The sequence below is a fragment of the Aquimarina sp. Aq107 genome, from assembly GCF_943733665.1.
In the GTDB taxonomy this organism is placed as follows: Bacteria; Bacteroidota; Bacteroidia; order Flavobacteriales; family Flavobacteriaceae; genus Aquimarina.
In genome coordinates this window covers 2211808-2225131 of the sequence record NZ_OX030782.1, presented here as the reverse complement: position 1 = coordinate 2225131, position 13324 = coordinate 2211808, and the positions used below count along the sequence as shown (strand labels likewise).

The window sequence follows — 13324 nt, the reverse complement described above, 5'->3', positions numbered from 1 at the left end:
ACCATAAATAAATCGTCTTATAACAAACGAAACGCCCAGAATGAACTTTACTTTAGAATTTAAATTTTTGGAATTTCATGTTTTTGAATAGGGGAAAATTAACTTTATTAATAATATTATGTGTTACAATGCAAACGGTTGTTGCACAAAAATCAGATAAAGTAGATAACGTAATATTGCAGAATTATAAAAGACTAGTATTAGATGGAAGTATAACATATTTACCTATATATAAAGTAAATAGAAAAAAAGTTATGCCTGTTGTCAATGCTGTAGATACCATTGTTAAGAAGGATTTTAGTAAAATTTATAATGAAGATTGGAGTACTACAGTATTCAATACTTATTGGAGAAGTAAGCAAAATAAACATCCTTTTTTATTACATTTTGAAGATACAATTTTTTCTTCTCCAGTAGATCATAAAATGGTTGTAACTTCTAGATATGGATGGAGAAGGGGTAGACCACATCAAGGAATAGATATTGATCTTAGGACTGGTGATAATGTAAAAGCATTATTGAGAGGAAAGGTTAGATATGCTAGAAGACATGGAGGTCATGGAAAAACAGTCGTTATTAGGCACTATAATGGTTTAGAGACAGTATATGCACATCTTTCGAAATATTTGGTTAAAGAAAATGATATTGTCGAAAAAGGTCAGGTAATTGGTAAAGGTGGGGTGTCAGGAAATGCTAGAGGTAGTCATTTACATTTAGAAGTAAGATATCACGGAAAAAGTATTCACCCAGAATATCTATTTGATTTTTCTCCGGACACAAAAATAAGAGCAAATGATATAGTGGTTACTAAGAAGTGGATAACGCCAAGATCTCACCGTTCTACTAGAAAGAGTAAGATTGTAGTTCAGACGAACATTGATGAAACTTTAAATGAAATTAAAAATCCTACAAAAAGTATTTACATAGTAAAAAAGGGTGACACGCTGCACGGTATAGCTAGGAAACATGATACTAATGTTTCCGAAATATGTAAAATAAATGAAATCAGATATAATTCTGTTCTTAACGTAGGACAAGAAATAGTGATCTACTAGATATTAATTTTCTACGTATTTGTTAATCATCTCTAGTAAGATGCTTTTGTCATATGGTTTTAGGATATAATCGTTTAATCCAGCTTGCATAATTTGTCTATTTAATTGCGTGACATCAACTGCGGTCAATGCAATTATAGGTGTTTTGTTATCAAATTCTCTAATTCTTTTGGTAGTACCAATTCCATTTAGCTTTGGCATATTTATATCCATCAAAATGATATCATAAGAATGATCTTTAGCAAGTTCTATAGCATCAAAACCATTATCGATAGTCGTACACTCAAAATTTTCTTTGGAGAGTATTTTATCTGCAACTAATAGATTAAGCTTATTATCATCAACAATTAATGCTTTTTGTTTGTTATTATTTGCATCTGGATTGACCCCTTTGTTATTTGGGTTAATTGTTTCCAAGTTTAATACAAAAGCATACTCAGAACCTGCTTGAGAATTATTCTGTAAAATGATTTCTCCATCTATTGATTTAGCAAGTCTCTTTACTATTGTAGAATTTATTCCTGTTCCTAAATAGGACTTTTTAACCTTTTCTATATCTATGAATTCTTGATAGATAGATTTTTCATCTTCTTCAGATACTTCGTTTCCATCATGCTTAATCTTAAAGGATATATTATTGAATTTTCCTTTTTTATTGATTAAATGCACCGAAAAAACAATGTTTCCATTTTTAGTAAATCGTAAAGCGTTACTAATTAGATTCATTAATATCTGTGATAGGATAGCTGGATTTCCTTGTAATTTTTCTGGAATATCATTATCAAAATCTAAATCTAAAGTATTACCACTGTTTTCCGTGGCATAACCAAAAGATTGTACAATATTCTGAGTAAGTTCACGTAGATTAATTGGTCTTTTATCGGTAATAATTGTATCCGACTCCAGAATGTTTACCTGTAAAACATTATTAATAAGAGTTAATAAATAATCACCAGAAAATTTTAAAGACTTAAGATTTTTATTATGTTCTAATTCTGGATGTTCATTATATAAAATATTAGTCAAGCCCATAATTCCATAAAGAGGAGTTCTTAATTCTTGACTAAGTGACGATATAAACTCTTGATTTTTTTGTACTTTCTTTTCAGAAGAATTTTTTAAAGAGCTTAGTTCTTGGTCCTTTTTTTTAAGATTAGAAGCTAATAAATAACACTTGTAACTTAAAAAAATAACTAAGATGGATAATAAGGTCCAGACGGCATAAGAGATCATTGGTTGTTTTTATGACAAAATAAAAGATATCGGATTTATCTTACAAGTTTAAAAAGGAGTTTTTTTCATAAAAGTGGTTTTTTTATTGGTTTACTGAATATATTGGTGGTTTGGTCGAGTTTTTGATAACTAATAATAAAAAAAAGTAAGGGAATGAGTATCTTTAACGACAATATCTGATAAAGGAGTGAGGAAGATGAAATCTACAGTTATATCGGTGTTATTATTATTTTTTGTGAATTCAATGATTTCACAGATAGAAAAGCCTTTGTCATCTATAAAAATAGATGACAATAGTAATACTTTAGGAACAAGCACATATAAACTTACTCCAGGTTTGACTAAACCGAAAAATAACTTCAGTTTATATAAAAGTCCAAAAGATTCTATAAGGTTTAATAGAACTCAAAAGCCTTTTGATATGACTGGTGATAATGGTCTATTACAACCTAACTTTAAAGTAGTTCCTAAATGGTTCCAAAAGGATAAAGAAATAAAGGAAGAGTATAAGTCAGATCAGTATCTGGGAGATTTTAAAAGTAAATCAGAATTTGTCTATCTTATTTATCGCGATCATCAGTCGGTAGATGGTGATTTAGTCCGTATCTTTTTAAATGATGATGTAATCCGATCTAATGTTTATTTAAATAGCATTTTCGAAGGGTTTAAGATAGATCTTATTAAAGGATTTAATAAAATTGATATAGAAGCTCTTAATCAAGGTACTTCTGGACCCAATACAGCAGAGTTTCAGCTCCACGATGATCAAGGTAATATTATTACAGCCAACGAATGGAATTTGACTACTGGAGTAAAAGCAACTATCATTGTTGTTAAGGAGTGATTTTTAACTACTATTTATCATTCAATTTTCTTCTTTCTTTTTAATCCGATTATCTATATAAGTTTTCTTCACTTATTTACTACAGTATTTTTTTCTGCATAATATTTCACTTTGTATTATAGGCTTTGAGCACATTTAATTCATAGCTTTATTAATAATTTTTAATTTTTTTGTGATTTTTTTGGAATACCATATACTAATGGTAAAAAGAAACTCAATATGAGTAAAGAAGAAGAGTTTACTCGGATTATTAAAGAGAACGAAGGTGTTATTTTTAAAATAACCACAGTTTATACAGATCAATCCGAAGACCAGCAAGATTTATATCAAGAAATAGTATATCAATTATGGAAGGCGTATGATTCTTTCAGAGGAGATGCTAAGGTGAGTACTTGGATGTATCGAGTAGCATTAAATACTGCGATTACAAGATTAAAAAAAGAAAAGAGAAAAGGAAATAGAGTAGGGATTGATCAAATAGTACTTAAACAAACTGAAAACTATAATACAGAGTTCGAAGAAAAATTAAAAATACTGTATGCACATATTAAAATGCTTAGTGATTTAGAAAAAGGACTCATCCTATTACTGCTAGAAGGTAAGAAATATGAAGAAATTGCATTGATTACAGGATTAACACCAACCAATGTGGGAACTAGAATATCTAGGATAAAACAAAAATTAAAAACTCAAATAGTTAAAAAAGGGTAATAGATGGAATTAGAAGAAATGCAAAACGTATGGTCTGAGATAAGCGGCCAATTAGAAAAACAAAAAAAACTAACAGATAAAATGATTATGATGATGACACAAGAACAGTATAGAAAAAAATGGAATAGAATTGCTTACCCAGAAATATTTGGAACAATTATTTGTTTCGGTATGGCGTTATTAATTTTATTGAATATTAATGAGTTAGAAACTTGGTATAATATGTTTTTTGGTATATCATCCGCCATTATACTAATTATATTACCAATATTATCGTTAAGGTCTATTAATAAAATGAGTGGGATCAATTTCTATGAAAATAGTTATAGAGATACATTAATAAAGTATACTAGAAATAAAAAACAATTCCAATCACTTCAAAAAACATCCTACTACCTTAGTTTTTTACTAATCTTTTTTATTTTACCAGTTACTTCTAAAATTTTGGGAGGAAAAGATATGTTTACAGGTGTTAAAAACCTCTGGCCATTATTAGTTTTTATACCTATGGGGATTACCTTTTTTGTGTTTTTTGCTAAATGGGTTAAAAAATGCTATGGAAAGAATATCAATGATGCAGAAGATATATTAAAAGACTTACAATCCAATGAATAAGTTTGTTTTAACATAATACAAATGGTATCTAAAATTAGATACCATTTGTGATTTTTTTTAAATTCTATTTATTACGATTTACGAAATCCACCTTTTCGAGTTAGAGAATTTAGAAAACCATATTAAAAATATTGCGAATACTAAGATTATAACTGGCATATACACTCTTTGACCAGATAGCTCTACAAAATCTTGTATGAAAAAGTTGTACGTTTGTTGGGCTAATATCCCCAATAATGACACTATAAAAAGTATAATGGCAATTTTTTTTCTTATCAAAAGAGCTATGCAACCAAATAGTCCAGAAAAAACTGCTATAGCAAATACAGCAGTTACCCAAGCAGGAATATTATTATAAAAATTTTGATCAGCTTCTGGCATTGCATTAAGTATTTCTTCTGTCATATATGCTTGACCTAAATAGGCCATTACTCCCATAATATTCCATATAAGAGCAATAATACTGATGACCCAAAACCATACAGGTAATTTGTTCGTTGTGTTCATAATTAATTGATTATTAAGTTGTTTTGAGCTAACAATGTATGCAGAAACCTAATTAAACGCAAATTTCTTTAGGCTGTTAATTGTAAATTATTGTTCAATATATTAGAATTATAAAGATTGCTAGTTGTTTCGTATTTTTAAGAAATCTAACTAATCATTAATAATATGAACCTTCAAAAAATATATAATAACATAGGTGAAAAATTCTTGTTTTTAATCTTTGTTGTACTAATTTCTACGGTATTATCTTGCAATAAAAAAGAACCAGTATTTGATAAGAACTTTGTTCACTCCGTTTACATATGGCTTAATAATCCTGATAACCTTGAAGAAAGAGAACTTTTTGAAAAATCTCTCACTAAATTCCTTAATACATCAAAATATGCGAAGACTAACTTTGTTGGAACTCCAGCAGGTACAGATCGAGAAGTAGTGGATAATACATATACGTATTCTATAATCGTTACTTTTTCATCAAAAGAAGAGCAGGATTTATATCAAAAAGAAGAAGCTCATTTGTTATTTATTAAAGAAGCTTCTTCGCTATGGAATAAAGTACAGATATATGATACTATAAGTTTAGATTAATATTTTTCTATCAAAACTTCATAATAATTAGTTTCCCAATAGTACTAACCATAATTGTTGTAAATAGTAATTTGTCTTGATGATATAATTTCTTCAGAAGAAGGAGTACCAGGATAGGGTAAAAAAACTTCATTAATAATTCAACTTTAAATCTAAATTAAATTAGATTTGGGTTTAGAATTCATAATTGCACCCTTATATGCTCAGATCCCAATGAACATATAGTATAGATAGCCCTTTGATATAAACCACAATAAATAACTCTTTTTAAATCAATTGATTATGAGTGATTGTACTAAAAAACCTGTAATAAATTGTCACACCCATATTTTTAGAGGAGAACATGTTCCTCCATATTTAGCTAAAACTTTTGTTCCTTGGCCATTTAGTTATTTATTAAATACAACATTAATACTTAAAATATTTAAAAATAGCATATCAAGTAATAATAGGAAATATAAGGATCCTTATATAGAAAAAAGACGTAAAAGAATACTAAAAGCTATTAAATTACGAAGAAACAAACTGCTTTCAGGATTGTTGTCTTTAATTGGAATGTTACTGACTATTCATGTGTTTTTTATAATATTTAAATGGCTATCACTTGTTTTTAATCCCGAACAAAATGAAATAATAGGATATGTTGTTAAACTTCAGACTTGGTTAATAGATCATAACCTGTTGATTCCAATAAAAAATGTATATCTGCAAATTCTTCTTTCTTTCATACTTTTTAGTTATTTCAAGAGTGGACGTAATTTCATTTGGTTTATTCTAAGTAAGACTTTTAAGTTTTTCGCTATTCTACCAGGTAAGATGACTAAAGATTTATTAGAAAGATATTTGTTATTAGGGAGATTTACTCTGTATAAAAATCAAAGTAAAATTTTTTCATCCATGAAAGAACAATATCCGCCTGGAACAAAATTTATAGTTCTACCAATGGATATGGAATATATGGGAGCTGGTAGATTAAAACCAGAAAATTCTTATCAACATCAGATGCAAGAATTAGCTGATATAAAGGAAAACAGTATTAATAAAGATGCTTTTCTTCCATTCGTGTTTGCTGAACCGCGCAGAATAAAAGACGAAAAGGATCATTTTAAATACACTTTTAATAATGGCACAGTTACATTAGAGGATTGTTTTATAAAAGAATACATAGAGGATAAAAAATTTGATGGGTTTAAAATTTACCCGGCATTAGGCTATTATCCTTTTGATGAAGAGTTATTGCCACTTTGGAAATATGCAGCAGATAACCAACTTCCAATTATGACACATTGTATTAAGGGAACAATATTTTATAGAGGAGCAAAGAAAAAGGAATGGGAGTCGCATCCAATCTTTAAAGAGATTGTAAACCTTAAAAATGAAATTTATGAGCCTTTATTATTACCACAACGTAAAAACAAGGACTTTTCTTTAAATTTTACACATCCTATGAATTACTTGGTGTTACTTAAAGAAGAATTATTACGAATTTTAGTAAGCCAATGTAGACAGGATATAAGAGATCTATTTGGATTTACTGATTTAAATACAGAATTAAAATATAATTTATCTCATCTTAAAATTTGTTTTGCTCATTTTGGTGGAGAAGATCAGTGGAATAAGTATTTAGAGCTAGATCGATACGGATACAGTAATGAATTAATAAAAGAACCAGATTTCGGAATAGATTTTTTATACACTGCTAATCAAAAATTTAGTTGGAAAAAACTCCAGGATTGCTGGAAATATGTTGACTGGTATTCTATTATTTGTAGTATGATGTTACAACATGATAATGTATATGCCGATATTAGTTATATCCTACATGATGATCAAATTTTTCCATTGTTAAGGCAAACTATTAATAATCCTAAATTAGGAGATAAAGTTTTATTTGGGACCGATTTCTATGTCGTTAGAAATCATTCTGCCGAAAAGAATTTGGTAGCTACTACAACTGGGAATCTTACTGTAGAAGAATTTGATATTATAGCGCGTGACAATCCAGCTGTCTTTTTATCTAAATTTTAATCACAATTGGTAGTAGAATACCATTTGGCTATTGTATTTTCTGCAGGCTTATACCTTGGAGAAAAATCAAGGTCTGTGGCAGCATTTTCTTTTTTTGATTGAGTATTCCATTGCCAAATATAGGTGCCAGCAAACCATTTTTTATTCCATAATTCTTGGTATAATGCTTCAAAAGCTATTTGCTGAGTTTTATCAGATTTTTGTTTAGATAAAATACTCAGTGCTGAACCCCACTCCCAAGGCCTGATGGTTCCTGAAGCTTCACTTTTATATCCTACTTCTGTAAATAAGATGGGTTTATTATGTTTTTTGGATAATGATTCTAGCAGATCTATATGTGTTTTCCACCCACTCCTAACGACATTAATTTCTGGATTTGATTTTTGGGTTAAAGGAAAATATGCTTGAATACCTATATAATCCATATCATTCCAAAAATCAATTAACTCATATTCTCCATCCCAATTTGCAGCATAGGTGAGTTTCCCTTTATAAATAGCTCTGATTTCTTTAACCAATAAGTTCCATTTTTTTGGCTGAGCTTTTAGCGAGCTTTTTAATTCAGTCCCAATACAAAACAGTTCAACTTCTGTTAATGCTGCCATTTTCGCATAATGTATCATATTAGCACGATAAGAGTCGAACCAAGTATCCCAATTGGATTCATTCGTATGTGTAATATTTGACCTCCATCCATTAGATAACCACAGGTGAGGCTTAAGCATGATATGTACGTTTTTTTTCTTCAGTTCTTTAATTGTTTTGATATGCAAACTATCTCTTCGCGACCATTGCCCAATTTCGTTAGGAACCCGCATTGTTAATGTTTGTTCATCCTCTTGATCTAAGAAAGGAACAATAGCAACCCATTCTATATTAGATTTAATTAAATCATTGATTGCCTTCGTATGATCATTATTCCAACCAAAAACATTCATTCCACGATGTTTCCCATCTATTTCATATAAATCTTTAGATATACCACTTTTGTTTTCTACCGCAGGAATCCAATTATATTGGAAGTTTTCGTAGCTATTTTTAATGACAATAAATTTATAAATACCGAATAATACGATGGCAGGGGTAAAGAGTCTTAGTGATAGTTGTTTTGCCATTAATTTGAAACCTTTTTTTCTCTGTAACCTAATGAAGTACCTGAAAATTAGAAAACAGCAATAAAGTATAATAAATAAAACATGAATTGCTTTAAGAAAGTTAGTTCTTTGTAATGCTTCAAAAAAATATGTAAAAGAATCTAAAAAGGTAACATCAGCAATTACCATGGCACCTATAACAAAAAGAATTAGACTTAATATCCAATTACATAGGTATACCCCAAGTATAATAAGTAGTTCTTTTTTCATTATTAATTTATGATCTATTGTATAAGAAGAATAATTAATGACTGTGTTACATAGAATTTTAGCTCAATATCCTTTTTTTCCTATAAATAAAGCACAAACTTTTCTTAAAAAACATAGATGTAGTTTAATTATAAGCTATTTTAATTTACCTAACTATCATATAATCAATGTTAATCATGAAATATTAACAATATGAAAGCGTATAACATCGTTTTATTTCTATTCATTCTATTAGGGTTTCAAATAACAAATGCTCAGTATAAAGCATATGATTGGGAAGAAAGAGATACTTGGATGAAAGTTTCCGAAATTTTTGAAATAGCCGGAATTGAATTAGGAAGTATTGTTGCAGATATTGGTTGTCACGAAGGATACTTGTCGATTCATATTTCCAAGGAAGTAGGAGAAACTGGTAAAGTATTTTCAGTTGATGTTCGAAAGGATAGGCTAGAAAAGTTAAATAAATATCTTGTTGAAAGAAACTTAAAAAATGTAACTACAATTTTAGGAGATTATGATAATCCTAAATTACTAGATGAGTCTCTCGATGTTGCAATTATTCTTGATACATATCACGAAATGGAGGATTATATAAAAATATTAAAACATGTAAAGAAAGCTCTTAAGTCTAAAGGAAAAATAGTTGTTATAGAAAAGTTTAAACAACATATGCTTAATAAATCAAGAAATCAACAAACAGAAGCACATACGTTAGCTATACACTATGTAAAAGATGAATTGATTGATTCTGGATTTAGAATTAAAACAGAAATTAAAGATTTTGGTAGGTGGAAAAACGAGAAAGATAAACGAATTTGGATTTTAGTTGGAGAGAAGTAAACATTGCCATCTATTTCATATATCTTTGTAAAACACATGAGATTTCTAACCGTAATATTATCTGTTTTCTTATTAGCTATGACAATAGCGCCATGCTCTGATTCTTTTAATGTAGAACATCAAGATGAATTGTCAATAAATGATAAGAACCATAATCATTCCGATGATACAGATGATTCTTGTGCTTCCTTATGTGTTTGTACCTGTTGTGGACTTACAATTACTTACGAATTGATAAAACCATTTGATATAGAGGTTAAAAGTACAATCATATCAAAAGATGATTTTACAGATCAACCTGAGTACAATTTCTTTTATCTTCCTAATATTTGGCAACCGCCTCAATTTATTTGATGAATATAATATTGGCTTTCACAGAATAAAAGTGGAAGAATACATTTATCTAATAAATAATATCATTTTAGAATGAAAAACATAATATGGAGCGTAATGCTCTTCATATCGCTATGTGCATATACTCATGCGCAAAATAGTGTTTTAAATATAAAAGTACTTAATGAGACAAATCAAGAACCTTTAGTTGGTGCTTCCGTTTATATCCAAGATATGGACAAAGGTAGTATAACCGGACTTGATGGTATGGCAACTATTAATGATATTCCTAAAGGAAATTATAATATTAAAATATCATTTTTAGGATTCAATTCTTTAGATCGCAATTTAGAAATTCCATATGAGGAAGTATTGATTGTGTATCTTAAGGAAAATGGGGAAGCTTTGGAGGAAGTGTTTTTGGAATCTAATAGAAGCACTCGAACTATAAAAAGAATTCCAACTAGGATAGAAGTTATTGGTGGCGAAGAGCTAAGTGAGAAAAATGCTATGAATGCTACCAATATCTCTATGGTGTTAAGAGAAAGTACAGGAATACAGATGCAGCAAACATCATTAAGTAGCGGGAATTCTAATATAAGGATTCAAGGATTAGATGGTAGATATACTCAGTTATTAAGGGATGGATTTCCTTTATATTCAGGGTTTTCGAGTGGTCTTAGTATTTTGCATATTCCTCCTTTAGATTTAAAGCAATTTGAAATCATCAAAGGAAGTTCTTCTACACTTTATGGTGGTGGAGCTATTGCAGGATTAGTGAATTTAATTTCTAAAACACCAGAAAAAGAACCAGATTTAGATATTATGCTTACGCAAACACACGCTTTAGGAACTACACTTAATACTTTCTTTAGTAAGCGTAATAATAAGTTTGGGATTACCCTCTATGGATCTGGTCATTATCAAAAAGAATATGATCCTGAGGATGATGGTTTTAGTAATTTACCGCGTACTAAGTCTATTTCTATAAACCCTAAGTTATTCTACTATCCATCAGATAAAACTACGTTTTGGTTTGGTGTAAATGGAACGTATGATGATAGAATAGGAGGAGATGTTAATGGGATTGAAAATGACGATAATAATTTATACACAGAAGAAAATGTTTCAAAAAGAGTAAGTACACAAGCCGTCTATACTACAGAAATTGATAGTTTAAGATCCATAAACATAAAAAATAGTTTCGCTTATTTTAATCGTGATTTAATCGTTCCAGATATTAATTTTAGTGGAACTCAAATTAATTCTTTTACAGAAATAGCATATAAGAAAGATGGGCAGAGAACTGATTGGATTTTTGGAGCTAATTTATATACCATAGATTTTGATGAAGATTCTAGTTCTTTAGAAAGAGATCAGAATGATGTAACTGCTGGATTATTTATTAATAACATTTATGATTTTTCTGAAAACTGGATATTAGAAACTGGTTTTAGAGCTGATTATGCTGATGATTGGGGATTTTTTCCGTTACCCAAAGTATCATTGTTATTTAAATCAGATAATTCCTTTTCCAGTAGGATTGGAGGTGGATTAGGGTATAAGATCCCAGATATCTTTACTGAAGAAGCAGAACTAATTAATTTCAATAATGTTTTAGCTATTGATGATACTCGTATAGAAGCAGAAAGGTCTTACGGAGTAAACCTAGATTTTAATTATGAGACCTACCTTACGGATGAGATAGATTTTTCTATTAATCAGTTATTCTATGTAACTGCTATCCAAGATGGATTATTACTTAGTGATACTGGTACTGGTTTTTTTGAATATGAAAATGCGAATGATAATATTGTAAGCAAAGGAGCCGAAACAAATATTAAGTTTAGTTATAAAGACTTTAGATGGTTTCTTAATTATGCTTTTATAGATACTCAACTAAATTATTTGGATGGAAACCCACAAAAACCATTAACGGCAAGACATAACGCAGGAAGTGTTTTTATGTATGAAAATGAAAAATGGCGAATAGGTTTTGAAACCTATTATACAGGTAAACAATTACTTTCTAATGGTTCAGAAACTACAGATTATGTTTTAATGGGATTGCTAGGAATGCGTAATTTTAATTGGGGGACAATCTTTGTCAACTTCGAAAACTTTACAGACAGAAGACAGAGTAGGTTTTCTCCTTTAGTTTTGCCTCCTGCTAATGACCCTACTTTTGCAGAAATCTATGCTCCTACAGATGGATTTATACTAAGTGCAGGAATCATACTTAAACCTTTTGGACAAAAAGAGCATCATTAGTAACTTTATTTAATAGGATATCTTCTCAGTGTCGAGAAGATATCCTGTTTTAAGTCTTTAAGATTTTATGTTCTTAAATGTTTTTCTTCTCCATAAGTATCCAAAAATTAATATGATTATTACATAAAAACCATTAAAAATCATAGAATGAGCAAATTCATTATTAGTTTCTGTTAAGGTGAGAAATGTACCTCCGAAATGATTATTACTAGCGTGTACTAATGCTCCTATAAAAATAGAATAACGATTAAAACCTAGGTAAGCAATAATTAGGGAAAGTGCCATACCAACTAGTGGGTAGGTTATAAAAGCTTCTATATAAGGGTGATTTGGGAAATTATAGCCTTGAAGCGCGATAGGCATATGCCAAATACCCCAAACTAATCCAAGAAGAAAAATTCCTGTAAAAGCTCCGAAACTGTTCATTAATTTTTCTTGAAGATATCCTCTCCATCCAATTTCTTCTCCGAGTATTAGAAATACTGTAATTGGATATCCAAATATCAATAAAAGAGAAAGGGTTAATGGAGTTTGATTAATCTGATCTAAACTTTTTATAATTCTTATATCTAAGAGCATCTGAATGCTAATAACGGCGGCAAAATAAATAATAGGAATTATAAATGAATATAATGAACTTTTGAAATCTGGTTTAAAAAATTTTAAATCCTTCCAGGATCCTCCTTCATTTTTGTTAATTATAATTGCGATAATGGCAGGAATAAATGCGTAAATGAAAGTTATAATAGTGTATGCAATAGGATCTGAAAAATCTAAAAGGGTAGTAGTAGAAAATCCAAAGATCCAAGAAATACCAAGTACTAATAGGATGTATTTTTTTGATTTTTGATATTGATTTGTAACTGATGTTATAGAATCATTAGTATTATTGATTGAATTCATAAGATATTATTTATCAGATTAATTTGATTGGC

13 protein-coding genes are annotated in these 13324 nt (G+C 29.3%); 9 read left to right on the top strand and 4 right to left on the bottom strand.

Features of this window, described 5'->3' with window-relative positions:
• The first annotated feature begins 128 nt into the window (after window positions 1-128).
• Window positions 129-1055 (top strand): peptidoglycan DD-metalloendopeptidase family protein, encoded by a 927-nt coding sequence (locus tag NMK29_RS09375; protein ID WP_159092272.1) that lies wholly within the window; start codon window positions 129-131, stop codon window positions 1053-1055.
• 3 nt (window positions 1056-1058) lie between these two features.
• Here NMK29_RS09375 and NMK29_RS09370 read toward each other — a convergent pair whose 3' ends face one another.
• Window positions 1059-2288: a response regulator gene (locus NMK29_RS09370; RefSeq protein ID WP_108804142.1), complete on the bottom strand. Its 1230-nt coding sequence runs from the start codon at window positions 2286-2288 to the stop codon at window positions 1059-1061.
• Between the two features lie 196 nt (window positions 2289-2484).
• Between NMK29_RS09370 and NMK29_RS09365 the strand changes: the two genes are divergently transcribed.
• From NMK29_RS09365 to NMK29_RS09355, 3 genes are all read left to right on the top strand, one after another.
• Window positions 2485-3132, top strand: a complete 648-nt coding sequence (locus NMK29_RS09365; RefSeq protein ID WP_108804143.1) for a hypothetical protein — start codon at window positions 2485-2487, stop codon at window positions 3130-3132.
• Window positions 3133-3351: 219 nt separating this feature from the next.
• Window positions 3352-3843, top strand: a complete 492-nt coding sequence (locus tag NMK29_RS09360; RefSeq protein WP_108804144.1) for an RNA polymerase sigma factor — start codon at window positions 3352-3354, stop codon at window positions 3841-3843.
• A gap of 3 nt (window positions 3844-3846) precedes the next feature.
• The gene (locus tag NMK29_RS09355; protein WP_108804145.1) at window positions 3847-4458 is read left to right on the top strand and encodes a hypothetical protein; all 612 of its coding nucleotides are present in this window, start codon (window positions 3847-3849) and stop codon (window positions 4456-4458) included.
• 78 nt (window positions 4459-4536) lie between these two features.
• On the opposite strand, the gene NMK29_RS09350 is transcribed toward NMK29_RS09355, so the two are convergent.
• The gene (locus NMK29_RS09350) at window positions 4537-4965 is read right to left on the bottom strand and encodes a hypothetical protein (RefSeq protein ID WP_108804146.1); all 429 of its coding nucleotides are present in this window, start codon (window positions 4963-4965) and stop codon (window positions 4537-4539) included.
• A gap of 165 nt (window positions 4966-5130) precedes the next feature.
• Here NMK29_RS09350 and NMK29_RS09345 point away from each other — a divergent pair, with 165 nt between their 5' ends.
• Window positions 5131-5553, top strand: a complete 423-nt coding sequence (locus NMK29_RS09345) for a Dabb family protein (RefSeq protein WP_108804147.1) — start codon at window positions 5131-5133, stop codon at window positions 5551-5553.
• Between the two features lie 282 nt (window positions 5554-5835).
• Entirely contained in the window at window positions 5836-7581 is a 1746-nt protein-coding gene (locus tag NMK29_RS09340; RefSeq protein WP_108804148.1) for a hypothetical protein, read from the top strand.
• Here NMK29_RS09340 and NMK29_RS09335 read toward each other — a convergent pair.
• The gene (locus NMK29_RS09335) at window positions 7578-8945 is read right to left on the bottom strand and encodes a hypothetical protein (RefSeq protein ID WP_108804149.1); all 1368 of its coding nucleotides are present in this window, start codon (window positions 8943-8945) and stop codon (window positions 7578-7580) included. The genes NMK29_RS09340 and NMK29_RS09335 overlap by 4 nt on opposite strands.
• A gap of 192 nt (window positions 8946-9137) precedes the next feature.
• Between NMK29_RS09335 and NMK29_RS09330 the strand changes: the two genes are divergently transcribed.
• The 3 genes from NMK29_RS09330 to NMK29_RS09320 all read left to right on the top strand — a co-directional run bounded on the left by NMK29_RS09330 (window position 9138) and on the right by NMK29_RS09320 (window position 12389).
• Window positions 9138-9785 carry a class I SAM-dependent methyltransferase gene (locus tag NMK29_RS09330; RefSeq protein WP_108804150.1) on the top strand — a complete coding sequence of 216 codons (648 nt, stop codon included), beginning with the start codon at window positions 9138-9140 and terminating at the stop codon, window positions 9783-9785.
• A gap of 36 nt (window positions 9786-9821) precedes the next feature.
• Window positions 9822-10139, top strand: coding sequence for a DUF6660 family protein (locus NMK29_RS09325; RefSeq protein WP_108804151.1), 318 nt, complete (start codon window positions 9822-9824; stop codon window positions 10137-10139).
• Between the two features lie 72 nt (window positions 10140-10211).
• Window positions 10212-12389: a TonB-dependent receptor gene (locus tag NMK29_RS09320; protein WP_108804152.1), complete on the top strand. Its 2178-nt coding sequence runs from the start codon at window positions 10212-10214 to the stop codon at window positions 12387-12389.
• 57 nt (window positions 12390-12446) lie between these two features.
• On the opposite strand, the gene NMK29_RS09315 is transcribed toward NMK29_RS09320, so the two are convergent.
• Window positions 12447-13292: a CPBP family intramembrane glutamic endopeptidase gene (locus NMK29_RS09315; protein ID WP_108804153.1), complete on the bottom strand. Its 846-nt coding sequence runs from the start codon at window positions 13290-13292 to the stop codon at window positions 12447-12449.
• Window positions 13293-13324 lie beyond the last annotated feature (32 nt).